This is a genomic window from Flavobacterium sediminilitoris, from assembly GCF_023008245.1.
Classification (GTDB): domain Bacteria; phylum Bacteroidota; class Bacteroidia; order Flavobacteriales; family Flavobacteriaceae; genus Flavobacterium; species Flavobacterium sediminilitoris.
This window is the reverse complement of sequence record NZ_CP090145.1, coordinates 2189049-2212937: the sequence shown is the minus strand read 5'-3', so window position 1 is coordinate 2212937 and position 23889 is coordinate 2189049. Positions and strand designations below refer to the sequence as shown.

The 23889-nt window shown below is 27.9% G+C and carries 26 protein-coding genes; 16 read left to right on the top strand and 10 right to left on the bottom strand.

Annotated features, from left to right (window positions below):
• Positions 1-535: 535 nt before the first annotated feature.
• From LXD69_RS09935 to LXD69_RS09905, 7 genes are all read left to right on the top strand, one after another.
• Positions 536-1087, top strand: coding sequence for a hypothetical protein (locus tag LXD69_RS09935; protein WP_246915011.1), 552 nt, complete (start codon positions 536-538; stop codon positions 1085-1087).
• Positions 1088-1919: 832 nt separating this feature from the next.
• Entirely contained in the window at positions 1920-2264 is a 345-nt protein-coding gene (locus LXD69_RS09930; RefSeq protein WP_246915008.1) for a hypothetical protein, read from the top strand.
• A 344-nt stretch (positions 2265-2608) separates the two neighbouring features.
• Positions 2609-2761 carry a carboxymuconolactone decarboxylase family protein gene (locus LXD69_RS09925; RefSeq protein WP_246915005.1) on the top strand — a complete coding sequence of 51 codons (153 nt, stop codon included), beginning with the start codon at positions 2609-2611 and terminating at the stop codon, positions 2759-2761.
• Positions 2762-2962: 201 nt separating this feature from the next.
• Entirely contained in the window at positions 2963-3526 is a 564-nt protein-coding gene (locus LXD69_RS09920; protein ID WP_246915002.1) for a Crp/Fnr family transcriptional regulator, read from the top strand.
• A gap of 75 nt (positions 3527-3601) precedes the next feature.
• Positions 3602-4387 (top strand): hypothetical protein, encoded by a 786-nt coding sequence (locus LXD69_RS09915; RefSeq protein WP_246914999.1) that lies wholly within the window; start codon positions 3602-3604, stop codon positions 4385-4387.
• A gap of 350 nt (positions 4388-4737) precedes the next feature.
• Positions 4738-4929 carry a hypothetical protein gene (locus LXD69_RS09910; RefSeq protein ID WP_045967974.1) on the top strand — a complete coding sequence of 64 codons (192 nt, stop codon included), beginning with the start codon at positions 4738-4740 and terminating at the stop codon, positions 4927-4929.
• A gap of 172 nt (positions 4930-5101) precedes the next feature.
• A complete protein-coding gene (locus LXD69_RS09905; RefSeq protein WP_246914996.1) occupies positions 5102-6043 on the top strand; it encodes an AraC family transcriptional regulator in 942 nt (313 codons plus the stop codon).
• Positions 6044-6106: 63 nt separating this feature from the next.
• Here LXD69_RS09905 and LXD69_RS09900 read toward each other — a convergent pair whose 3' ends face one another.
• Positions 6107-6844, bottom strand: a complete 738-nt coding sequence (locus LXD69_RS09900) for an SDR family oxidoreductase (RefSeq protein ID WP_246914992.1) — start codon at positions 6842-6844, stop codon at positions 6107-6109.
• A gap of 103 nt (positions 6845-6947) precedes the next feature.
• Here LXD69_RS09900 and LXD69_RS09895 point away from each other — a divergent pair, with 103 nt between their 5' ends.
• The gene (locus LXD69_RS09895; protein ID WP_045967968.1) at positions 6948-7304 is read left to right on the top strand and encodes a winged helix-turn-helix transcriptional regulator; all 357 of its coding nucleotides are present in this window, start codon (positions 6948-6950) and stop codon (positions 7302-7304) included.
• A 25-nt stretch (positions 7305-7329) separates the two neighbouring features.
• Here LXD69_RS09895 and LXD69_RS09890 read toward each other — a convergent pair whose 3' ends face one another.
• Positions 7330-7596 carry a hypothetical protein gene (locus tag LXD69_RS09890; RefSeq protein WP_045967966.1) on the bottom strand — a complete coding sequence of 89 codons (267 nt, stop codon included), beginning with the start codon at positions 7594-7596 and terminating at the stop codon, positions 7330-7332.
• A 55-nt stretch (positions 7597-7651) separates the two neighbouring features.
• Positions 7652-7984 carry a hypothetical protein gene (locus LXD69_RS09885; RefSeq protein WP_246914988.1) on the bottom strand — a complete coding sequence of 111 codons (333 nt, stop codon included), beginning with the start codon at positions 7982-7984 and terminating at the stop codon, positions 7652-7654.
• Positions 7985-8437: 453 nt separating this feature from the next.
• On the opposite strand from LXD69_RS09885, the gene LXD69_RS09880 reads away from it, so the two are divergent.
• Positions 8438-8911: a hypothetical protein gene (locus LXD69_RS09880; protein WP_246914985.1), complete on the top strand. Its 474-nt coding sequence runs from the start codon at positions 8438-8440 to the stop codon at positions 8909-8911.
• A gap of 98 nt (positions 8912-9009) precedes the next feature.
• Here LXD69_RS09880 and mtaB read toward each other — a convergent pair whose 3' ends face one another.
• Entirely contained in the window at positions 9010-10338 is a 1329-nt protein-coding gene (gene mtaB / locus LXD69_RS09875) for a tRNA (N(6)-L-threonylcarbamoyladenosine(37)-C(2))-methylthiotransferase MtaB (protein WP_246914982.1), read from the bottom strand.
• 158 nt (positions 10339-10496) lie between these two features.
• Here mtaB and LXD69_RS09870 point away from each other — a divergent pair, with 158 nt between their 5' ends.
• Entirely contained in the window at positions 10497-10769 is a 273-nt protein-coding gene (locus LXD69_RS09870; protein WP_246914979.1) for a hypothetical protein, read from the top strand.
• A 27-nt stretch (positions 10770-10796) separates the two neighbouring features.
• Positions 10797-11063, top strand: a complete 267-nt coding sequence (locus LXD69_RS09865) for a hypothetical protein (protein WP_045967959.1) — start codon at positions 10797-10799, stop codon at positions 11061-11063.
• A gap of 8 nt (positions 11064-11071) precedes the next feature.
• Here LXD69_RS09865 and LXD69_RS09860 read toward each other — a convergent pair whose 3' ends face one another.
• The 4 genes from LXD69_RS09860 to LXD69_RS09845 all read right to left on the bottom strand — a co-directional run bounded on the left by LXD69_RS09860 (position 11072) and on the right by LXD69_RS09845 (position 14434).
• Positions 11072-11428, bottom strand: coding sequence for a hypothetical protein (locus LXD69_RS09860; protein WP_152640709.1), 357 nt, complete (start codon positions 11426-11428; stop codon positions 11072-11074).
• A 49-nt stretch (positions 11429-11477) separates the two neighbouring features.
• Complete coding sequence (locus tag LXD69_RS09855; protein WP_045967955.1) at positions 11478-12632, bottom strand: histidine decarboxylase; 1155 nt, start codon at positions 12630-12632, stop codon at positions 11478-11480.
• A gap of 256 nt (positions 12633-12888) precedes the next feature.
• The gene (locus LXD69_RS09850; protein WP_045967953.1) at positions 12889-14064 is read right to left on the bottom strand and encodes a GlmU family protein; all 1176 of its coding nucleotides are present in this window, start codon (positions 14062-14064) and stop codon (positions 12889-12891) included.
• Between the two features lie 115 nt (positions 14065-14179).
• Positions 14180-14434: a type B 50S ribosomal protein L31 gene (locus LXD69_RS09845; RefSeq protein WP_045967951.1), complete on the bottom strand. Its 255-nt coding sequence runs from the start codon at positions 14432-14434 to the stop codon at positions 14180-14182.
• 231 nt (positions 14435-14665) lie between these two features.
• On the opposite strand from LXD69_RS09845, the gene LXD69_RS09840 reads away from it, so the two are divergent.
• The 5 genes from LXD69_RS09840 to LXD69_RS09820 all read left to right on the top strand — a co-directional run bounded on the left by LXD69_RS09840 (position 14666) and on the right by LXD69_RS09820 (position 20564).
• Complete coding sequence (locus LXD69_RS09840; RefSeq protein ID WP_246914975.1) at positions 14666-15196, top strand: DUF4199 domain-containing protein; 531 nt, start codon at positions 14666-14668, stop codon at positions 15194-15196.
• Complete coding sequence (locus tag LXD69_RS09835) at positions 15197-16141, top strand: glycosyltransferase family 2 protein (protein WP_045967947.1); 945 nt, start codon at positions 15197-15199, stop codon at positions 16139-16141.
• A gap of 88 nt (positions 16142-16229) precedes the next feature.
• On the top strand, positions 16230-17957 hold the full coding sequence (locus LXD69_RS09830) for a phospho-sugar mutase (RefSeq protein ID WP_246914971.1): 1728 nt from the start codon (positions 16230-16232) through the stop codon (positions 17955-17957).
• The gene (locus LXD69_RS09825; RefSeq protein ID WP_246914968.1) at positions 17957-19786 is read left to right on the top strand and encodes an ABC transporter ATP-binding protein; all 1830 of its coding nucleotides are present in this window, start codon (positions 17957-17959) and stop codon (positions 19784-19786) included. The genes LXD69_RS09830 and LXD69_RS09825 overlap by 1 nt, the downstream gene beginning before the upstream one ends.
• Positions 19787-19862: 76 nt before the next feature.
• On the top strand, positions 19863-20564 hold the full coding sequence (locus LXD69_RS09820; RefSeq protein WP_045967941.1) for a hypothetical protein: 702 nt from the start codon (positions 19863-19865) through the stop codon (positions 20562-20564).
• Between the two features lie 6 nt (positions 20565-20570).
• Here LXD69_RS09820 and LXD69_RS09815 read toward each other — a convergent pair whose 3' ends face one another.
• A complete protein-coding gene (locus LXD69_RS09815; protein ID WP_045967939.1) occupies positions 20571-21290 on the bottom strand; it encodes a hypothetical protein in 720 nt (239 codons plus the stop codon).
• 127 nt (positions 21291-21417) lie between these two features.
• The gene (locus tag LXD69_RS09810; protein ID WP_246914965.1) at positions 21418-23877 is read right to left on the bottom strand and encodes a TonB-dependent receptor; all 2460 of its coding nucleotides are present in this window, start codon (positions 23875-23877) and stop codon (positions 21418-21420) included.
• Positions 23878-23889 lie beyond the last annotated feature (12 nt).

Below are 23889 nucleotides of genomic sequence, written 5' to 3'. Positions count from 1 at the left end.
TGTTTCTCTTGCTACTCCGCTTCTTATAAGTATGTTTCTAACCTGTCGAGGTCACAAACAAAAACCCTTATCCTTTTAAATAAAGACATAAGGGTTTTTTAATTTATATCTTTTTTACATCAAAACCTTTTTCTTTTTTTAAACTCTAGTACTTTAATTACCATTACTACAAAAAAAGCAAAAGAGAAAAAAACAGATATGTCAATTTACTGCAAAATGTACTAAAACAATTGTGCGAATATTACAGAACATACAACCCAAAAGAATATTTATTTGAAGGTCAATACGATAGTCAATATACAAACAAGATTAACAAATTTCCAGACAAGCATTACAAAAAACAAAAATTAATAAGAAAATCGGACTGATATACTATTTATTCAAAGAATTATTAATCCCTTAATATGTTATAAATATTTATTAGATTTGATACTACTTATAAAATGATATTTTTTAACGCATTACCATTTTAAATATCAAATAAATTAAACAAAAAACGCTTAAAAATATTCGTATACTAAGAGTTGTACACAATTTGAAAAAACTAACAGTCATATTTGTTTTATTATTACTTTTTAGCTGTAAAGATAATAAGCGGAAAAACATTTCTAAATTTTCTGAAGAAGATGCGTACGAATTAATAAATACATACTTTCTTGAACAATTAAATCAATACGATTCACATTCTATAATTTATTTGAATAATAGAATTCTTAAAAAACCCGAATATCAACACACATATTTCGGAACTGACTCTATTGTAAATATGCCATTTAGAAAAATTTCGATTCCTGTATTCTCAAAAGAATATTGGAAAATTAATAATATAAAAAACATAAGAGTAATAGATTGTAAAGAATTTGATTCATTTTTCAGAGAAAACGATTCAATTGATTTGGAGAAGTTGTGGAGTACTAAATTTAATAATGAATATATACATAATGTCTCCTATCCTATTTACAACCCGAAAACAAAAATTGCTGTAATAGAAGATTATCATTACAAACCTTTTCTGTATTGCGGAACTGGATTAGATAATTTTTATTACTATAGAAAAACATTAAACGGTTGGGAAAGGATTAAATAAACTGTGTATAACAGCTAGTTAACCTCAGTGGCCTGTGCTTGATTTTATCAAATTTTTGGAAAATTTATTACAACAAGAATCATTTAAAATTATTTACAACAGAAATAAAAAAATCTTCAAAACTCACAGTCGAATTTTATAAGTTATATAACAAGAGTACTTATAACTCTCTAGATATCGGAGTAATCAATTATCTAACTAATTCAATTGTTCATGCACAAAATAACAATCCTATAAGCACTTGAGTGGCTAATTTATTATTTATCAAATACTCAAAAAACAAAATATTTTAGAAGATTTTAAAACCAGATTATTCTTTAGCCTTCAAATTAGAAAGTAAAACTACTTCAATTGAGCAGTTGAATTGAATATTGAAAAATTATGGTTTTCTTTACAATTAAATTGGTATAAAAGCAGCCGCTAAATTTTATTTTAAAAAAAGATCTGAATGATTTAAATAAAACAGAATTAGCTACTTTAATTGTAATGACAAGAAATCCCTCCCTTTTTAATCCAATTTAGAAGACCTAAAAGAGTTGAACGTAAAGTTGATTTATTTTTTAATATAACTGTTATTAACAATCGTAACTGTTGCACAACACCTCTCTACGACTAATTTTTTTAATAATTAGTAAAAACAACCTTTTTTACGTGATTTAAACGAGATTTATTTTTTTGTAAAGACGAAAACATTACATCTAAAAAAGTTTTCTTATGTAGCTTAAATCAGCTATTTTTACTTTAATTTTAAATAAATATATAATACATCCGAAGGTTTTTAGACTAACTGACGTTGGCAAACATTTGAAAACAATCATAACCTTACCTAAACATGAAAAAACTAGCAAGACCACTAATGATACTTTCTTTTATTGGAATACTATCAATTTTTGCTTATGGATTCTCACAAAATGATCAAATTGAGAATAAACTCACTACCGTTCGCATAACAGAAGGAATAAATGGACCGTGGGACAGTAGAATGACAACCATTTACCCAGATGGTAAAATAGAGAAAGTTGATTTAGAAAAACTATCACCAAAAGATTTAACCATCAATCTGCTGACGATTAATAAACACATAAATTCATTAATTTCAACTGGGTTAAAACTCCATTCTGTTTCAAGTGGTAGTGGTGATGGTTTAGTCATTACTACTTATACTTTGACCAAATAGAAAAAGCGTACTACAACAATGTATAATCGTAATTACGGCAGATTCGACTATATCCGAACCTAATCGGAATTACTAACGCTAATTCAAAACCAAAAGATTAAGTAATTTAAAGCCGATAACTGTCAGTTATACCAACCATTATACACAAGCTTAAAAAAATAATTATGAATGAAATTCACAAAACACACGACAAAAACAGCACCAGAAGAATCTAAGGAATTATTAAAAAAGCTTTAGATAAAATACTTGCTATTTCTCCATCCATATACAAAGCTTATAATCAATCATTTGATTTGTTTCTTGGAAAATCTAGTTTAGTTTTTTTTAAAAGGTCAAATTGTAAAATGACAGTAAGTTATGAAGATAATAGCCCTTATTGTATGGCTGTTCATAGTTGGAAAATGAAAATGACAAAAGTACCAAAAGATGTTATAGAATCTTTACGAAACGGAAAGCCTATTGCTGATTCTAGATTGGAGACTTTACATGAAAGTTGATGACCAATAAAGGCCATATTGAATGAAATAATGGAACAATATAAATGGACGAAATAAAAACCGTACATAATTAATGGCTAGTTTTAACTTTCTTACGAAGGCCTTCTTGAACTTTTTATCTGTATTTTATTTACTAACTTTAATACTTAAAAACATGCCACTAATCATACACAACCACATTAGCAACAAGATAGATAATATATGAATGAACTTATTGAATTTTGTAATAAAATATCTACACTAGATGAGATTTCATCAGCCGACTTAAATTCAATATTAAAAACAAAAAGTGTAAAAAAAAACGAATATTTAGCCGATAGTAATTCCCACTCGAAAGAACTTTTTTTTATAAAGAAGGGAATTGTTAAACTTTGCTTTAATGGAAATGGCAAAGAATTTATAATGCGTTTTTTTGAAGAAAATATCTTATTCGCAGATATTGAAAGCTACGTCCATAAAAAACATTCCAAATATGAAATAGTTGCTATTGAAGATACGGAGTACTACTCTTTTTCTTTTCTTGAATTTGAACAACTCTGTCTTAAACATCATAGATTAGAAACATTTTTTCGAAAATTTATGACAATAGCAAACCTAAACATGATGAAGCGGATTAGTGAGATTTTAGAAGAGGATGCAACAAAAAGATATTCTAATTTTAGAGCTCAAAATCCAAAATTATTAGAAAGAATCAGTTTAGGAGATTTAGCTAATTATTTAGGCATTACTCAGGTTTCCTTAAGCAGAATAAGAGCTATTAAATAACGTTTTTATCATTTGTTAAATGAATTACAATAGTTAATATAGAATTTTGTAATCATAACTTTAAAAAATAACAAAATGACTAAAGACTTAAATATAAAGTTGGTTAATAAACATCTAAATTATAAGAAGGTTTCTTTAATAACACCTTCAACATCAAATTACATTCATATTGCAGCTGAAATTGATGAAAAAGCAACCCCGTTTTTTATAACAACTAGTTCAAAAAAGAAAAAACTAATTGCAAATTGTAAAACTTGGTGTAGCGATTTAGGAAAAATAAAAGGAATCAATGAAATTAGTCTTTTTCAGGCAACCATGATTCCTCCTGGAATAGGTAAATATGTTCAAGAAAATAGTAGTAAAATACATTTAGCAAAATTTGACTTTGTAATATTGATTGAAATGCATTCAGAAAAAATATATGATGAAATAAAAAACAATGTCACTTTTAAATTAATGATAGACAACATACAAGAAATCTCTAATTTTACAGTCATTACACCTGCGTTGAATATTAGAAGGATTCACAATGTTAATCATAAAAAAAAGGGTGTGTTCCTTTTCAATTATTTCTCTGCATTAAATATAGAACAAAACCTAAGTGTATGGGAATATACTGCAGGTTGGTTTGAAAAAGAAACAAATTTGGATAACTCAACATTATTACTTCCTTTAGATAATAAAACTGCTAAATACTCGATTATCAATCATTGTAGATGGGATAAATACTTAGATATTTTACCTTCATTAATTTTTAAGAAAACATTTAAAAAATATGTGCTCGACAATTTTTATGTAAATAATGTTGGTGCTCAGCCCATCTTATATAAAATTATTCAATCTTACAGCTCTAATAAATAAATCTTGTTACTAACAATAGTGGTTTGCACAACCTCTTTTAAAGTGATTTAAAAGAGGTATGTCTTTTTTTGAGTTAAAACAAACACTTGTATTTAAATTTAATAGTCATTAATAGAACGACTCAAAAACATGAAAAAGATATGATCTTTAGTAAAGTTTACAGTTAAATATAAAGTTTTAACACCATTATATTAAATATCACAATTAAAAAGAAATTCTACAATTAATTATTCTAGAATAAGTTTAACTTCAAATAAAAAGTTATCATAATAAAACTATAATTAAATCTATAACCATTTTATATTCCTTATATTTGACATACAAACACTTAATTTTAAAAAAAGAATAACATGACTACAGTAAAAATTGAAGGAATAATTGATCATCTTGATGACGAAATAAAGCAAGCTTTAACTACTACTTTAAAAGAGTATTTTCCAAATCAAGATTTTAGCAAAAATGATCTTTTTAATACTTTTAAAAGGAGACTTAGATGCAACACTTGGGAAGTTGTACCTGATAATCTTGTTAAACAGAAATAATATATCAATAAAATACAATTTGAAAAGCTTACATAGAAATGTGTAGGCTTTTTTATTTCACTTAGTTTTTATTTAACACTTAATTCTTTCTCTTACTATTTAAAAGAAAATAAACTTTTAGATTAGCCTTTAAACACTTTTAGCTTAAATTTGGATTATTAGCAATAAGCCAATGAATAATCTAAAGCAACAAAATGCTGAATACATTTCAAGAGTCAATAAGATATTTGACTATATTGAATTGAATCTTGAAAAGACAATTACTTTAGACGAACTTGCTTCTATTGCAAATTTCTCTAAATTTCATTTTAATAGAATTTTTCACTCTGTAGTAGGAGAAACTCCTTTTCAATTTATTTTGCGTCTTCGACTCGAAAAATCTGCATCCTTAATTTTAGCAAATCCAAAGGAGAGTATCACAGAAATTGCGTTAAAATGTGGATTTTCTGATATTTCAATTTTTTCAAGAAACTTTAAAGCTTATTTTAATACTTCAGCATCTCAATACAAAAATGAAAAACTTCAAAATAGCAATATAAATCAAATAGAAAGCAATATAGAACAACCTAAAGACAAGTTCAAGATATACTTTTGTCCTGATTCAAAAACAATTAAATGGAGGACAAATATGGAAATAAACAAAAGCGTAGAAATAAAAGAACTTCCTAAAATGACCGTTGCTTATATTAGAAATTTGGGTCCGTATAACGGAGATCAAGAACTGTATCAAAACCATAGAAACAAATTATTTTCATGGGCTGGAGCAAGAGGATTATTAGGTGGAAAAGATTTTAAATATCTAGTATTGTATCATGATAATCCGAATGTTGCACTTAGTGATAATCTTAGAATGAGCTTGTGCATTACGGTTTCTCCTGACACAAAAGTAGATGGAGAAATAGGTAAAATGGAAATTGAAACTGCAAAATATGTAATTTGTCGTTTTAAAATTACCGAACATGAATTTCAAAAAGCATGGGATTGGATTTATGGACAATGGTTCCCAAATAGTGGTTATTTACCTGATGACAAACCTTATTTTGAAACATATCCGGAAGAACCAAAATATGGAAAATTTATTGTCGATTTTTGTATTCCTGTGAAACCTATTTAACTAAAATTACACAAGAGAACTAATTTGAAATCTTAGTTCTCTTGTATAATTTATTTTATTATTTTAAAAAAGTGTTGAACCTCCATCAATAACAATTTTTTCATTTCTTAAAACTAAAGAACGATCTGAAACTAAAAATTCTAATATGGGAGCAATATCTGTAGGTTGCACAATTCTACCTATTGGAGATGTTTTAGAAAAATGTTGTAATAAACCATCAATCGCTTCATCTGTCATTCCTGATTTTTTCTGAATAGGAGTTTCTGTTACACCTGGACTAATTACGTTAACTCTTATTCCTTTTGGCGCAAGTTCTATATTTAATACTTTAGAGACTGATTCTAAAGCCGCTTTACTTGCTGTATACACACTTGTATTTACAAATGTTTTAAAAACAGCTATTGAAGTGTTAAGAACAACACTTGATGGATTTCTTAAAATGGGAATAAACTTCTGTACTGTAAAAAAAGCACCTTTAAAATTAATATTCATTGTTTCATCAAATAGTGCTTCGTTTGTATCTTCAAAACTAAATGATTTAAAAATTCCTGCATTTACAAACAATCCATCAATTATACCATGGTTCTCTTTAATTTGATTTACTAAATGATCTATTTCTTTTAATGAACTTGCATCTGATTTATAACCGAAGGCATTTACTCCCAGCTCTTCTATGGCTAATTTCAAATTCATCTCGTTTCTACCTGTAATAATTACTTGATAATTATTGTTTACTAAATATTTTGCACAAGCTAGCCCTATTCCACTTGTTCCTCCTGTAATAACAATTATTTTACTCATTTTTATATTTATTTTTGAGCAAAGCTATATTATTACTAACTTTGAAACAAGTACTTACCATTTGGTAAGTAACTGACTTTTAACTCGGAATATTATTCTTACTATGGAAATTTATAGAAAAAAAATTGAAGAAAATTATTTAGTTGCTAAAGAATGTCCTATAACTATTTTTATGGAGCAAATAGGTGGAAAATGGAAACCTGTTATTATTTGGTTACTACTTATTAATGATGTGATGCGCTTTAATGAATTAGATAAAGGAATAAAAGGAATTAGTCAGAAAATGTTATCACAGCAATTGAAGGATTTAGAACAACTTGGTGTTATTATTAGAAAATCATATCCTGTAATTCCTCCAAAAGTAGAATATAGTTTGACAGAAAAAGGGAAATCGCTTGAGCCAATTTTAACTTCTATGAAATCTTGGACAAACGAAAACATCCTTGAAAACAATCATTAATTGTCTAAATATTGAAGAAACTTAATTATAAAAACTTTTTATTAAAGACTTCTTGTTTAAGGCTTTCAATATCATTTTCGATTTTCTGAGCAGCTTCAACTATTTTTACTATTTGTGTTTCTACTTTGAAATTTTCAGTTTTACCGTTTATTATGTCTTGTATCGATTTTGGAGAAAATGATTTTCCTCTAGCATTAAAAATCCGTTTTTTATTTAATACAGGAATTATAGATCTGCTAGGTTGCTTTCCTAAGTATTTCACAATTATTTCTTTCTCGGATGGCTTTATCATGATTTTATTTTTATCATTCTAACTTCTTTCGAAAAGGAAAACTATTTCAGTATAATTAAAATTTTACTGTATTACTTAATTTTTCTTCAATTGAAGCTACACTATTTTTAAAATATAAAGCACCTCCATTTTTATAGAACATTTCAAAATCATAAAATAACATGGTTAAAAAATGAAATGATGCTAGTTTTTCCATTTGGTCTATCATTTCTAATAATAGCTTTGGCACCGCTTCCATACAAAATACTCCTATAAAGTTAAAATAGTCTGATGTGAATTGTTTCAAATATCCTTCTACGTTTTCTAGTATCTCTATTTGAATATGCAAAAAGTCATCTATTGTTGTTGCTTCGTGCAATATTTTTCCTATTTCGTGATTTGTGTACATAATTTCATTTTTAAGCATTTCATTATCTTATATTAAATGCTAGTTTAAATATTTTTATTTTTCGGCTTCTAAATTTTCATTTAAAGTGTTCTAACTTAGTTTATTTCTTTCATTCTCTTTCAAAACAAGAACAACTGGATAATATTATCGATTAAATACCTATTTTAACATTCTGATTTTATGCATATTATCCTTTTATATTAAAAGTTATTTTAATATTCTACTACTATTCTTCAATAAGAAGATCTTTGTTTGTTTTTTTTCAGAAGTCATTTACTATTAATTCTTTAGAAAAATGATTGCATTTACTATTCAATTTCAAGACATAATTATACCATCTATAGTATTTTTTTACTATATTAGCTCTCCATATCAATTCGTTTTCTAGTAGCTTTTAACTCGTTTTGATGTAGCTAATATACAAACAAGTTTTGATTAAACAAATTTATTTTAATGAAAATGCAAACTTTTTTCAAGAGATTAGTACAAATAATTGAACATCAAGGATTTAAAAATGTAAATGTTTTTGCGTTAAATGGCTTAGGCTATGATAGTTCGAGTAAATTAAATCGATTAAGAGATCCTAAAAATAAGCCTTCTCTTGAAATCTTATTGGATATTTCAAAACATTTTCCCGATATAAACATTCATTGGTTAGTCACTGGAAAAGGAAACATGTTGCTATATAGTAATGAATCAATTACAAACAAGTTACAAGAACCTAATGAGGAATATTTATCTGAAAATTATGCTTCTTTAAGAGAAAGCATAATGTTGAAAGATGATATTATTAAAAACTTGAAAGAAAAAATTGAATTTCAAGAGAAACAATTGGAACCATTTTTAAAAACTATTGAAAACTTAGAATTGAGAATCAGTAACATGGAAAAGTTTAATGAATTAGTTAAACTCAAGGTTAAGATTTAAAAAGAATACAAGTTTGTACAGTTTATTTTCAAAGTATAATTTATACAAAAAAGTCTGCTAAATAATTTAGCAGACTTTTTTGTGATATATGATTTTTTTTATACTTCTACGTTTACAAAGTCAAAACGAACCATCCCATCTTCATCTATTTTTGTTAAATAAATATCATGTAATGTATTCACTAATTCTGGATTCCAAGGTGTTTTTACTTTTACATAATTTTCAGTAAATCCGTGAATATATCCTTCTTTGTTTTCACTTTCAAATAAAACGGTTCTGTTTGTTCCTATTTGATTCTCATAAAAGGCTCTTCGTTTTTTAACAGATAATCCGCGTAGCATTTTGCTTCTTTTTGAACGTACATTCATTGGTACAACTCCTTCCATTGTAGCTGCTTCTGTATTATCTCTTTCTGAATAAGTAAAAACGTGTAGATAAGAAATATTAAGTTCGTTTAAAAAATTATAGGTTTCTAAGAAGTGCTCGTCTGTTTCGCCAGGAAAACCAACAATTACATCTACTCCTATACATGCATGTGGCATTACTTCTCTTATTTTTGCTACTCTATCTATATATAATTCGCGCATATAGCGACGTTTCATTTTTTTAAGAATATCATTGCTTCCACTTTGCAATGGAATATGAAAATGAGGCACAAATGCTCTTGATTTTGAAACTAAATCTATGGTTTCATTTTTTAATAAATTTGGCTCAATTGATGAAATTCGCAAACGTTCAATTCCTTCTACTTTATCCAATTCGGTAACTAAATCTAAGAATGTATGTTCGTGTTTTTTATTACCAAATTCTCCTTTTCCATAATCTCCTATATTTACACCTGTAAGCACTATTTCTTTAATTCCTTTGGCTGAAATTTCTTTTGCATTTTTTAAAACGCCTTCCATAGTATCACTTCTCGAAATTCCACGAGCTAAAGGAATTGTACAATATGTACATTTATAATCGCAACCATCTTGTACTTTTAAGAAAGCACGTGTTCTATCTCCTATAGAATAACTTCCTACGTAGAAATCGGCATCTTCAATCTCACAAGAGTGCACTTCTCCCATGTCATTTTTTACCAAATCATTTATGTAATCGGTAATTTTAAATTTTTCAGTTGCTCCTAAAACTAAATCTACTCCATCAACCGCAGCTAATTCTTCTGGCTTTAATTGTGCGTAGCATCCTACTGCTGCAACGAAAGCTTTGTCATTTAGCTTCATCGCTTTTTTTACAATTTGTTTGAATTGTTTGTCTGCATTTTCTGTAACTGAGCATGTATTAATAACATACATATCGGCTACTTCTTCAAAGTCTACACGTTCAAAACCTTCATTTTGAAAACTCCTTGCAATGGTTGAAGTTTCTGAGAAGTTTAATTTACAGCCTAAGGTATAAAAGGCTACTTTCTTTTTGTTTTCCATAATGTAACTCAATCAATGAAATCGTTGTCAAAAAATTGAGGTTGCAAATTTACACAGATTATTTCTGAAAATAAAATGATTATGTTGTAATAAAAGCACTTGTTTTTGTAACTTTTTTAGTTCTTTATTCGTAAAACTATAAACTAAATATTACAATTATGGCTGGAGAAGGTTCAATGATGCATGCTAACACTAGCTTAAAGAACAATAGAAGAAATAGAAAATCAAGACTTGAGAATTTTGTAAATACAACTTCTAACGGATACACTGAATTTGTTGATCCAAACAAGGCAACGCCTGAAGTATTAGCAGAAATTAGAGAAAAACTTCAAGTTGAAAATAAAATTATTCTGCGAAAAAAAATTATTATAACTACTGCTGTTTTAGTATTAATTATAATAACACTAACAGTTTTAAATCAATTTTTATAAAATAATCTAATACCTAAAAAACATATTATGGGAGGATATTGCGGTTCACCAGCTTCAGTTATGAAGAACAATAAAGCACAACGTAGAACAGAACGGAAACCAACCGATTGGAAAGATTATATTGGTATGAAAAATATACCAACAGAAGATCATATAAAAGCTACACCAGAATTATTAGCTCAAATTAGAACTAAATATAAAAGAGAAAGAAAACGTAAGAATATTTTTCAAATTATACTTGCATTTCTGTCTCTTATAATTGCTATAGGAATACTTTATTTACTCACTATTTAAAGAAACTCTTATTCCTTGCCAATATTATTAATATCTTGAATTGGTTTTATCTCTATTTTTTTCCACTTCTTTTCTAATAGATAATAGAATAACCAACAAGAAGCTAAACCTATTGGTAATCCAATTGCTGCCATTAAAATAGAATTGTCCCAATCAACTTCAAAATTAAAAACGACACTTAAGACTCCTATAATAATACCACCAATTGCTCCGGCCGCATAATAAACTATAATTCCTAAAATGGCAAATAACCACTTGTTCTGATTATACTCTTCTGCTAATTTATAAAAGTACTTTCCTATGATAAATATAAATACGAATCCTAACATAATTTCTCTTGGATAATTTAATATACAAAAAAGCATCCAATTTTTAAATTTGAATGCTTTTATTTTTCCAAATATATAACTTTTTTTAAAAACTTAATTCAAAGATTTCTTCCTTTACCTCTGTACAATTTTTCATATCATCAATAAAATGATCAATCTGTTCTTTAGTGACATTTGGCATACAAATAATATGTGCAATATCTCCTTCAGTAGCTAATTGCCATTTTAATTTAATTTCATTTGATGTTTTTGGAAAAACAACAGTTATAGCATTTGGATTTCTCCATGCATCTACACCTATCTCTTTTAAACGTTGCTCACAATATTCTGCTACTTCTAAACTATGTAAATAACGTTTTTTTAATCCATCAACATTTAATTTTTTCAAAGCATACCACAAAAACAAAGGACAATGACCATTTCGAGAACCTGTAATTGTAGTATCTAATGAACCTATATATGAAATGCTTTTTGATATTCTATCTCTATTAGATCGTTTTGCAATAATTACACCTGTTGGAATAGGAGAACCAATAAATTTATGTCCACTAATTGAAATACTATCTGCTCCATCAAAAAAATCAAATGGAAGACGTGGTTCCATAAAAGCGCCATAAGTTCCTGATAAGGCTGCATCACAATGAACATAACTATCTTGAATGGCTAATTTTTTCAAGATATTTCTAATTTTTGAAACGTCATCTTTTGCTTCTTTCATTGTGGTTCCAAAAGTGGTTAATACAATGGCTGGTTTATGACGATTCATTCTCAATGTATTTTCAAAATCTTCATAGTCTATTTCTCCATTTTCTTGTGAACGAATAACAATACTTGGAATGTTTAGCAAATGAATGTTTTTACGAACGCTATAATGTGTAGATTCTGAATAATATACCATTGCTTTTGGAAATAATTCGCGTGCTAAATATAAACCATATAAATTGCTTTCAGAACCTCCATTAGTAACATATCCCCAGTAATCATTAGGATTTGCACGAAATAATTTAGCAAAAAAAGTTACAACTTCTTTTTCTAACTCATGCGTTTGCACTTTATAAGTTCCATCCTCAAAAGGATCTCCAAGATTATTAATTGGATATTGTAAGAAATGAGCAATTTCAGAATAATCGAAATCTTTTGATACTGGATATCCTAAAAAATTATCTCTTGCTTTTTCTATGTAGTCTTGTAAGTTGTTTAGTCTTTGTTTGTCTTGAGTTGACAATGGTTTTGCAGTCATTATTTGTATTTCATATTTTTTGCAAAAGTAATTTTAAATACTCTAAAATCTATTCAATAAATAAATATTAATTTTTAAATCTAATCATAACTTAAAATATAGAAAATAAAACCAAAAATCAATACAACATATTACTTTAGCTTAATTATTTAAAGATTGTATTTCATAACTTTATAGCCTATTAAATACAAACAAGTATAAAAAAAGAGAAATATATGGTTATATTTCTCTTTTTTATTTTAAATAATACCTCTTTTTATTCTTTTCTCCATTTTTTAGTTTCTTCAAAAACGTGTTCTAATATTTTTGCATCTTGTTCTGTAAATTCAACATGACGACGACTCATTACAACTTTTGCTACTTCAAATGCTTTTTTAGTTAAATAGGTTGTAAAGCCTGAAGCTCCGCCCCAAGAAAAACTTGGTACAAAGTTACGCGGAAAACCAGAACCAAAAATATTAGTAGAAACACCAATAACAGTTCCTGTGTTGAACATAGTATTAATCCCACATTTACTATGATCTCCCATCATTAAACCACAAAATTGCAATCCTGTTCTTGCAAATCCTTCAGTTTCATAACTCCATAAGCGAACCTCTTCATAGTTATTCTTTAAATTTGAGTTATTAGAATCCGCTCCAATATTACACCATTCTCCTAAAACTGCATTTCCTAAAAACCCATCATGCCCTTTGTTTGAATAACCAAACATAACAGAATTATTAACTTCACCTCCAACTCTACAATGTGGTCCAATTGTAGTGGCTCCGTATATTTTTGTTGCTAATTTTACTTGTGCTTCTTCACATAATGCGAATGGTCCACGAATAACAGAACCTTCCATTATTTCTGCATTTTTACCAATGTAAATTGGTCCTGTTGATGCATTTAGTGTTACAAACTCTAATTTTGCTCCTTCCTCAATAAAAATATTTTCGGGAGAAATCACATTTACGCTTTTAGGAATTGGCTGTGAATATCTATCTCCTGTAAGAAGTTGAAAATCTTCTCGAATAGCTGTATCATTTTTAGCAAAAATATCCCATGTATTTTCAATTCTTAAAACATCTTCATCATAATCAATTAATTCATATTCATCAAAATCGACTTCTTCTTGAGTATCATTTGAATAAAAAGCAATAATCTCTTCTCCTGAAATAACAGCTTGATTTTTTTCCAAATTAGTAATCATTTCAACTAAAACTTCATTTGGCAAAAAAGAAGCATTAATCATAATATTCTCTTCCATTTCCACCATTGGAAACTTTTCCATTAAATACTCCTCTGTTAATGTTGTAGTTGTATATCCTAAATATTTTTCCCATTTTTCTCTAATGGTTAAAATTCCTACTCGAATATCAGCAACAGGTCGAGTAAAAGTAAACGGAAGTAATGCATTGCGAACCGTTCCGTCAAAAAGTATATAGTTCATAATTATTTAGTTTGAAAGTCTCAAAGTTACAAAGTTTGAAAGTAAATATAGAAAAGTTAAGACATAAAAAAAACCTTCCAAATTGGAAGGTTCCTTTATATCTATAAAAATCCGATTATTTTTTATCAAATTTTGCATATTTAGTTTTGAATTTATCAATACGTCCAGCAGTATCAATAAGTTTCGATTTACCTGTGTAAAAAGGGTGAGAAGTACGAGAAATCTCCATTTTGAATACTGGGTATTCTACACCATCAACTTCGATAGTTTCTTTAGTTTCTACTGTAGATTTAGTAATAAATACGTCTTCGTTTGACATGTCTTTGAAAGCTACTAATCTGTAATTTTCTGGGTGAATTCCTTTTTGCATTTTGTAAATCTTTTTTATTTGTGATTATAAATTGCTTCGCGGCTTTTTTATTTTAGTAAAAAAGGTGTAAACGCTTTATAACCTTTTAGTTTATAATCTTTTATTTTCAGAGTGCAAATTTACACTAAATTTTTAATTTACAAGCGTTCCTGTAACTTTTTTTATTTTTTTTATACTAATAAGACAAACTTTATTATTTCTATATTTGTAAACTATTAAAACAAACTAACCATGAACGAAATCATTAAAAAGAATGCGATTACTTTTGGAATTATTGCAGCATCAATTTCAATATTGATAACATTATCTATGTATATTATAGATTTAAAACTGTTTACTAACATGTGGATTGGTTTCGTTAAAATTGGAATACTTATTGTTTTATCCATAATTTTACTTAACACGACTAAAAAAAACTTAAACAATAATTATTCTTTTAAAGAAGCTTTTACTACTTATTTTATTTGTTTTGTAATCTGTATATTGTCAGCTACAATTTTTGAAATAATTTTATTCAACTTGATTGACCCTGAAGCAAAAAACATTATTCAAGAAAACTTGATTGAATTTCAAGTTGATATGTTAAAAAAATTTAACACACCAACATCTGTAATAAAAGAAACAGTTGCTAAGTTAGAAGAAAACAACCCATATGAGGCTCTTCAAATTTTTAAAGGCTCAGCTGTTGCTATTGCAGTAAGTTCAGTTTTTGGACTAATTTTAGCTGCAATTTTCAAAAATAAACCAAAAGAACAATTCTAAATGAATATATCCATAGTTATTCCTTTATTAAACGAACAAGAATCGTTACCCGAATTACACAATTGGATTGTGAAAGTTATGACTAGTCATAACTTTTCTTATGAAATATTGTTTATAGATGATGGTAGCACAGATGATTCTTGGCAAACTATTCAACAACTTTCAAAAAGCAATAATAGTGTAAAAGGTATTCGTTTTTTAAAAAATTATGGCAAAAGTCAAGCTCTTCACGCTGGTTTTGCAAAAGCAAAAGGAGACGTTATTATAACTATGGACGCAGATTTACAAGATAGTCCAGATGAAATCCCTGAATTATACGACCTGATTACGAATAAAAACTATGATTTAATTTCGGGTTGGAAAAAAAAGAGATATGATTCAGTTCTATTTAAAAATATCCCTTCTAAATTATTCAATTGGGCAGCAAGAAAAACGTCTGGAGTAAAATTAAATGATTTTAATTGCGGATTAAAAGCTTATAAAAATGAAGTTGTTAAAAACATTGAAGTTTCGGGCGAAATGCATCGATATATTCCTGTTTTAGCAAAGAATGCTGGATTTAGTAAAATAGGAGAAAAAGTAGTAATCCATCAAGCAAGAAAATACGGAAGTTCTAAATTTGGAATGAGTCGCTTTATAAATGGTTTTCTAGATTTAATAACTATTTGGTTTTTGTCAAAATTTGGAAAACGTCCAATGCATTTATTTGGCTTATTAGGTTCTATTATGTTTATAATTGGATTTTGTCTTGCCTTATATTTAGGTATTGACAAGGTTTTTATTCACACAAAATCTAGACTAATTACGAACAGACCTCAATTTTATATAGCACTTACAAGTATGACAATAGGAACTCAATTATTTTTAGCTGGATTTTTGGGAGAAATTATTTTAAGAACAAAAAATAACGAAGAAAGATATAAAATATCTAAAACAATAGAATAAAATTAGCTCTGATTATTTATTAATCTACTTTATTTTCATATGTTAAGAATATTAATGAATAATCAGAGATAGTTTCAAAAAATAGATTATGCACATAAATCAAAACATTTTAAATAAAGTAAACGAGTGGTTGACTCCTGTTTTTGATAAAGAAACACAGGAATCTATAACTGAAATGATGACTTCTTCTCCTAAAGAACTTGAGGATTGCTTTTACAAAAATCTAGAATTTGGAACAGGTGGAATGAGAGGAATCATGGGAGTTGGTACAAATAGAATCAACCAATACACATTAGGAAAAAACACACAAGGTATATCGGATTATTTAAAGAAAAGTTTCGTAGGCGAAGAACTAAAAGTTGTTATTGCTTATGATTGTCGTCATAATAGTGATACTCTTGCCAAAGTTGTTGCTGATGTTTTTTCCGCTAATGGTATTAAAGTATATTTATTTTCAGAATTAAGACCAACTCCCGAATTATCATTTGCTGTTCGTTATTTAAAATGTCATGCAGGAATTGTTTTAACAGCTTCACACAATCCACCAGAATACAATGGATACAAAGTATACTGGCAAGATGGAGGTCAATTAGTCCCACCTCAAGACTCAGAAATAATACAAATTATTGAAGACTTAAAATATAGTGATATTCTTTTTGAAGCAAATGAAACTTTAATTGAATATATTGATAATGATATTGATGAGGCTTTTTGGCAATCTACAGTTGAAAATGCAAGTTTTAATACTCCTCAATTAGCAAAAGATAATTTAAAAATTGTTTATACTTCTTTACATGGAACTTCTATTAAAGCAATTCCAAGTGTCTTAGCAAAAGCAGGATATAACGATGTAAATATTGTAGCTGAGCAATCTGTTCCAGATGGAAATTTCCCTACAGTAAAATCTCCAAACCCTGAAGAACCAGAAGCTTTAACAATGGCTTTAAATTTAGCTGACGAAATAAATGCTGACATTGTTGTAGGAACAGATCCTGATAGTGATCGATTAGGTGTTGCTGTTCGCGATTTAGATGGAAAGATGAAATTGCTTAATGGAAACCAATCCATGGTTATTATGACTGCTTTTTTATTAGAACAATGGAAAAGAACTGACAAATTAACAGGAAATGAATTCATTGGCTCGACTATTGTATCCACTCCATTAATGCTAGAGTTAGCATCGGCTTATGGTGTTGAATGTAAAGTTGGATTAACTGGTTTCAAATGGATTGCAAAATTTATCAAAGATTTCCCAAATCAACAATTCATAGGTGGTGGAGAAGAAAGTTTTGGTTTTATGGTAGGTGATGCAGTAAGAGATAAAGATGCAGTAGCTGCTATTTTATTAGTATGTGAAATTGCCGCTCAAGCAAAAGCTTCAGGAAGTTCACTATTTAAAGAATTAATCAATTTATCATTAGATTTTGGTTTTTATAAAGAACACCTTATTTCAATTACTAAAAAAGGAATTGAAGGTGCTAATGAAATTAAGCAAATGATGATTAATTTGCGTGAAAATCCTCTAAAAGAAATTAATGAACAACGTGTAGTTTGTATTGAAGATTACCAAAGTTCAAAAGCACTAGATTTGATGAGTAATGAAACATACGACATTACAATTCCAAAATCGAATGTTTTAATTTATTATTTAGAAGATGGAAGTAAAATTTGCGCAAGACCTAGTGGAACTGAACCAAAAATTAAGTTTTATTTTAGTGTAAATACCGAATTACCTTCAATTGAAGAATACAATATCATTGAGCAAGAGCTTGATAATAAAATTAAAAATATTATAACAGAAATGAACCTAATATAATGGATCAGAATTTAAAAAAAATTATCCCTTTTGCTCTAAAATTCAAAAATAACATTGTTTGGAATATAATATTCAATGTATTGTATGCTTTATTTAGTACACTATCTTTCGTAGCCTTATTTCCATTAATGGAAGTTCTTTTTAAAATGAACGAAAATGTAATGGTGCTACCTAAATACAAAGGCATTACAGAAATAGGTTCATACGGTAAGCAATATCTACAATATTACATAACAAAACTTTCAATTGAAAACGGAGCGCAATATGCACTATTATTAACTGTTTCACTTGTAATTACTACTTTTTTATTTAAAAACCTCTTTAATTACTTTGCATCACAACATTTAATGAAAATAAAAAATGGTGTTTTGAAAGATTTAAGAGAAAAAATGTTTTCAAAAATAATTGAATTACCTATATCGTATTATTCAGAAAAAAGAAAAGGAGATGTAATGGCTAGAATGCTAGGTGATGTTAACGAAGTGAAGAGTTCCTTTTTTATAGTATTAGAACTGATTATCAAAGAGCCTTTAACTATCCTATTTGCTATAATTGCAATGTTAAAAATTAGTTTTGAGTTAACTCTATTTGTTTTTATATTCATTCCTGTTTCTGGATTTATTATTTCAAAAATAGGGAAGAGTTTAAAATCTAAATCCACTAGAGCCCAACAAGAAAATGGTTTTTTAATCTCTATTGTTGAAGAAAGCTTAAGCGGTTTAAAAGTTGTTAAAAGCTATAATGCGGAAGGTTATTTTAAAAGTATTTTCAATAATTCTATTAACCGACTACTTAAACTAGACAATAGTATTGGTAAAAAAAACAATCTAGCATCTCCTATGAGTGAATTCATGGGAATTGTAACTATATCCGTTTTATTATGGTATGGTGGTAACCTAGTGCTTGTTGATAAAACATTAAACGGAGCTCTTTTTATTGTATATCTTGGATTAGCATATAATATATTAACACCTGCAAAAGCTATTTCAAAAGCTTCTTACTCCGTAAAAAATGGACTAGCTGCTGCTGAACGTGTATTTGAAGTTTTAGAAACAGAAAGCACAATTACTTCAAAAGAAAATGCAATAGTTTTAAAAGAATTTAAAAATGCTATTTCTATTGAAAATATCAACTTTAGATATGAAGAAGAAAACGTATTAAAAGATTTTTCTTTAAAAGTAGAGAAAGGAAAAACTGTTGCTTTAGTTGGTCAATCTGGAAGCGGGAAAAGTACAATTGCTAACTTACTTACTCGATTTTATGATGTAAATGAAGGAACTATTAAAATAGACGATGTAAATATTAAAGACTTAAATATTCATTCACTACGAAGCTTATTAGGATTAGTTACACAAGATTCTATTCTATTTAATGACACAATAAAAAACAACATTACACTTGGAAAAGAAAACGTTACAAATGAAGAAATTATTGAAGCTTTAAAAATTGCTAATGCTTATGAGTTTATAAAAGATTTACCTAATGGTATTGAGTCTAATATTGGTGATGCAGGTGGAAAGCTTTCAGGTGGACAAAAACAACGTTTATCTATTGCTCGTGCTGTTTTAAAAAATCCTCCTATTATGATTTTAGACGAAGCTACTTCTGCTTTAGACACTGAAAGTGAAAAATTAGTACAAATTGCACTAGAAAACATGATGCAAAACAGAACTTCAATTGTAATTGCTCATAGACTTTCAACCATTCAAAAAGCAGATACTATTGTTGTAATGCAAAAAGGTCAAATCGTAGAACAAGGTTCTCATACTGAGTTATTAGCTAAAAATGGTACTTATGCTAATTTAGTTAATTTACAATCATTTGAATAAAACTTAATCGTTTTTATAAGACAAATCTCAATTAAATTTACTTAAATTTGATTGAGATTTTTTATTTTTAAAAATTATGTTTCTAAATAGTCCAGATATAAAGTTAACTGATAACCCAGAAACCATAGTCTGGAAATATTTAGATTTATCTAAATTTTTAGATATGCTCTTATCTAAAAAACTTTTCATGTCGCGCTCTGATAAATTTGAAGATCAATATGAAGGTACTTTTTCTGAGCCTACTTTTGAAGAAATCAAGAAAATTGCAGTTAATAATCCTAAGTTTTTAGACTACTACAAATCTCACAGAGAAAAAGTTGTAATTAGCAGTTGGCACGCAAATGAATATGAATCTTTTGCCATGTGGCAAATTTTTACAAAAAATAACGAAGGTTTAGCAATTCAATCAACAATAGGAAGAATTAAAGAAGCTTTAAAGTCTGAAAAGCATTTTGAACAATATATTGGTGAAGTAAATTATATTGATTATAAGAAAGAATACATTCCTTTTGATGATACTTTTTTTCCCTTTTTATTTAAACGTAAAAGTTTTCAATATGAAAGGGAAATTAGAATAATTTCTGATGTTAGCAACTCTAAAATTTCAATCAATGACGGTTTAAAAATTGATGTAGATATTAATCAACTTATTGAAAAAATCTACATTCATCCAAAAAGTGAAAATTGGTATAAAAATTTAGTAATTGAAATGGTTCAAAAGTTGGGCTATGCCATTACTATTGAAAAATCGGATTTAGAAAGTGATATTTTGATTTAACTATTTCTAAATCGGCATATACTCTTCTACTTTCCAATCGTCTGCTAAAAGGTTCACAAAATGATAGTGCACTTTATCTTTCTTGTCAAAAGCGCCATTTTTATTAATATCTTCTATACATCTTAGATATAAACGATTTTGAGTTTCAATAATATTCCAATCTATTAATTCTTGAAGTGGTTCGGAAATTTTCACAAAATCACTACCATCAATTAAGCTTAGATATAATGATTTAATATCGTTTTGATCTATTTTCCCATCTTTATTTGTATCATCATCTACTAGTGTATACACTAAAATTTGTTTTCTAGTTTTTTCAGCAATTGTATTCAAATAGGTTACTGTTTGAATTTGAATTTTATCTTCTGTTAATGGTTTTACATTTATAGAATCGATATGTTGAAATTTTAAATTTTCAAAATAACCTGTTAATTCAAATCGATTGTAATTTGAAATAGCATAACTTACTTGATTGGTTTTACTAGATCCATATACCTTACTATAATCATCATATACTCTAACATCTCCTACTGGATGAATCAAATAATTAGTTCCTTCCATAAGTATTGGTAAATCGGCAATTTTTATAGAAGATGTATCTACTTTTTTAGGTTCAATAATCGTTTTCACTTCTTCATAAATTACCTTTGGTGTTTGCTTTTCTTCTTTGCAACTTACCAACAGGAGAATAACCAAAAAAGGAATATTACGCAAGATCGTTTTCATATATTGTTAATTATTTGTTTTTCAACCGTTATGCTTTGCTTTAAATTACACTCATAGTCTTTCCGTAAAGCAACTTCATAGTTTGAAAGTTATTGTCAAATATAGTAATTTTTTGAATGGTTATAATTTACATTCTAGCAATTAACTTTATATTAAAAACACGAGTAGTCATAAAGTTTGGAATTCCATATTGAGATTTTGTATATACATCTCTTACCCAAGTATTCGTTATTGCATTTTGATTGTTAAACAGATTAAAAATTTCTAATCCTAATGAAAATTCACTAAAAGGTTTTAACCATGTTTTATTAGACTCAATTCCTGCATCTTTAAACACATAAGAAAATCCTGCGTCTGCTCTTCTATAGTCTTTTAAACGCAATTGGTAATCATAAGGATCTGCATAAGATGGTGAACCTCCTGGTAATCCTGTATTATAAACTAAGTTCAAATAAACTTTTACATTTGGAATATTCGGCATATAATCTTGAAATAATAATCCAAATTTCAATCGTTGATCTGTAGGACGAGCAATGTACCCTTGATTATTATAATCTTCTTCTGTTTTTAAAAATCCAAAACTAAACCACGATTCTGTTCCTGGCACAAATTCTCCATTTAAACGAGCGTCAAACCCGTAAACATAAGCTTTTGCATTATTATCGGCTCTATATCGAATTCTAACATTGTCAATTGTATATGTATTTACATCTGATATGTTTTTATAGTAAACTTCATTCAGTAATTTAAAAGGTCTGTTCCAAATTTTAAAACTGTAATCATTGCTCAAGACTAAATGGAATGATTTCTGAGCTTTAACATTTGGTTGCACAACTCCATTATAATCACGCAATTCTCTATAAAATGGAGGTTGATTATACATTCCACCTGAAATTCTAAACAACATATCTTTCTCCCAATTTGGTTTTATTGCAAATTGTACTCTTGGTGAAAAAGTAAACTGACTATCTCCATTGATATTTTCCCCTGAAACTTGCCATTGGTGTCCACGAATTCCTGCATTTAACCAATATTTATGTTCTCCTATTTCACCTCTATAATTCCACTGTACATAACCTGAAAATCTATTAATCGTAGTAAAATTTGTAGCTCTTACATTTCTATATGGAGCCAAAGGACCTGTATATGGATTATAAGGTTGGTCGTTTTGATAATCTAAAATAGGAGCTGGTAAAGAGAATCCTGCTGAATCTACAACTTCCCATTCTACAATTCTATCTCTAATATCTTCTCTTGTATATTTTAAACCCCATTCTAACTGAGTTTTTTCATTTAATTCATGAAAACCTTTAACTTCTGTATTAAAAATTAAAGCATCTAAATCATTACGAGCATGATTTAATTGAGAACCAATTCCTCTTGAAAACACAACATCTCCAAAAGTTTCTGAACCAATATTTGAATCTACTTCTCCTAAACGATATTGAGCTAAAATATCATAATATTCTTGTTCTTGAGTATGATAAGTAGACGCAATAAATTTTAATTTATTCTTATTATTGTATTGATAAACAGATTTAACAGCACCAAACAAAGTTAAATATTCATCTTTTTCTTGTCCTTCATAAAACACCAGCAAAGCAATTGGATCACTTATTGTTCCAAAATTAGTTTGACGTGTTAAAGGTTGATAATTATATTTATTCTGTGAAATATTACCTAAAAAACTCCAACTCCATTTTGTGGAAGCATTATAATTTAATAAGGTTTGAATATCTGCAAATGTTGGTCTGAAATTAGTTTCTGTTTCTTGACTGTTAACCAATAAACTATTATCTCTATATCGAATACCAGTAATATTACTCCATTTTTGATTTTTAGAAACTGCTTCAGCCGTTAAACTTCCTCCTAATAAACTAGCTTCTAACCCTATTTTAAATCGTTTAGGATTTCGATATGTAATATCTAAAACAGAAGCCATTTTATCTCCATATTTTGCTTGAAATCCTCCAGCAGAAAAATCAACATTTTCTACCATATCGGTATTTGTAAAGCTTAATCCTTCTTGTTGTCCAGACCTAATTAAAAACGGACGATATACTTCAATTTCATTTACATAAACTAAATTTTCGTCATAATTTCCACCACGTACTGCATAAGATGTACTTAGTTCATTATTCGAATAAACTCCTGGAAGTGTTTTTATAATATTTTCAATTCCTGCATTTGCTCCTGGAATTTTACGAATAATAACAGGGTCAATTGTAGTTATTCCTTCTACTCTTTTTTTATTATTTCCAGTTACAACAACTTCTCCTATTTGTGTAACTCTAGCATTCAAAACAGGATTTAGCTCAAAATCTTCGTTTGATTTAAGAGTTACAGTAATAACTGTATTTTTAAATGTAACATGTGAAAAAACAATTGTGATTTCCTTGTTTGCGGGAACTTCTAACAAATAAAATCCGTTTTTATTTGAAACGGTTCCTGTTTCTCCTACTTTTATACTTACGTTTTCAACAGGAGCATTAAATTCATCTAGTATTACACCTTTGATTCTGGCTGTCTGAGCAACAATAAATTGTTCAAAAAAACAAAAAATCACTAAAAAAAATAGCTTTTTCAATTATCTAAATTT

Bases quoted from the DNA above. Each gene is read 5' to 3' on its own strand.
- LXD69_RS09930 (WP_246915008.1), top strand. From the start codon at position 1,920: ATGAAAAAACTAGCAAGACCACTAATGATACTTTCTTTTATTGGAATA.
- LXD69_RS09845 (WP_045967951.1), bottom strand. From the start codon at position 14,434: ATGCAAAAAGGAATTCACCCAGAAAATTACAGATTAGTAGCTTTCAAA.
- LXD69_RS09900 (WP_246914992.1), bottom strand. From the start codon at position 6,844: ATGAGTAAAATAATTGTTATTACAGGAGGAACAAGTGGAATAGGGCTA.
- LXD69_RS09835 (WP_045967947.1), top strand. From the start codon at position 15,197: ATGAATATATCCATAGTTATTCCTTTATTAAACGAACAAGAATCGTTA.
- LXD69_RS09910 (WP_045967974.1), top strand. From the start codon at position 4,738: ATGACTACAGTAAAAATTGAAGGAATAATTGATCATCTTGATGACGAA.
- LXD69_RS09915 (WP_246914999.1), top strand. From the start codon at position 3,602: ATGACTAAAGACTTAAATATAAAGTTGGTTAATAAACATCTAAATTAT.
- LXD69_RS09815 (WP_045967939.1), bottom strand. From the start codon at position 21,290: ATGAAAACGATCTTGCGTAATATTCCTTTTTTGGTTATTCTCCTGTTG.
- LXD69_RS09895 (WP_045967968.1), top strand. From the start codon at position 6,948: ATGGAAATTTATAGAAAAAAAATTGAAGAAAATTATTTAGTTGCTAAA.
- LXD69_RS09850 (WP_045967953.1), bottom strand. From the start codon at position 14,064: ATGAACTATATACTTTTTGACGGAACGGTTCGCAATGCATTACTTCCG.
- LXD69_RS09820 (WP_045967941.1), top strand. From the start codon at position 19,863: ATGTTTCTAAATAGTCCAGATATAAAGTTAACTGATAACCCAGAAACC.
- LXD69_RS09880 (WP_246914985.1), top strand. From the start codon at position 8,438: ATGAAAATGCAAACTTTTTTCAAGAGATTAGTACAAATAATTGAACAT.
- LXD69_RS09840 (WP_246914975.1), top strand. From the start codon at position 14,666: ATGAACGAAATCATTAAAAAGAATGCGATTACTTTTGGAATTATTGCA.
- LXD69_RS09865 (WP_045967959.1), top strand. From the start codon at position 10,797: ATGGGAGGATATTGCGGTTCACCAGCTTCAGTTATGAAGAACAATAAA.
- LXD69_RS09870 (WP_246914979.1), top strand. From the start codon at position 10,497: ATGGCTGGAGAAGGTTCAATGATGCATGCTAACACTAGCTTAAAGAAC.
- LXD69_RS09905 (WP_246914996.1), top strand. From the start codon at position 5,102: ATGAATAATCTAAAGCAACAAAATGCTGAATACATTTCAAGAGTCAAT.
- LXD69_RS09825 (WP_246914968.1), top strand. From the start codon at position 17,957: ATGGATCAGAATTTAAAAAAAATTATCCCTTTTGCTCTAAAATTCAAA.
- LXD69_RS09830 (WP_246914971.1), top strand. From the start codon at position 16,230: ATGCACATAAATCAAAACATTTTAAATAAAGTAAACGAGTGGTTGACT.
- LXD69_RS09855 (WP_045967955.1), bottom strand. From the start codon at position 12,632: ATGACTGCAAAACCATTGTCAACTCAAGACAAACAAAGACTAAACAAC.
- LXD69_RS09890 (WP_045967966.1), bottom strand. From the start codon at position 7,596: ATGATAAAGCCATCCGAGAAAGAAATAATTGTGAAATACTTAGGAAAG.
- LXD69_RS09925 (WP_246915005.1), top strand. From the start codon at position 2,609: ATGACAGTAAGTTATGAAGATAATAGCCCTTATTGTATGGCTGTTCAT.
- LXD69_RS09860 (WP_152640709.1), bottom strand. From the start codon at position 11,428: ATGCTTTTTTGTATATTAAATTATCCAAGAGAAATTATGTTAGGATTC.
- LXD69_RS09885 (WP_246914988.1), bottom strand. From the start codon at position 7,984: ATGTACACAAATCACGAAATAGGAAAAATATTGCACGAAGCAACAACA.
- LXD69_RS09920 (WP_246915002.1), top strand. From the start codon at position 2,963: ATGAATGAACTTATTGAATTTTGTAATAAAATATCTACACTAGATGAG.
- mtaB (WP_246914982.1), bottom strand. From the start codon at position 10,338: ATGGAAAACAAAAAGAAAGTAGCCTTTTATACCTTAGGCTGTAAATTA.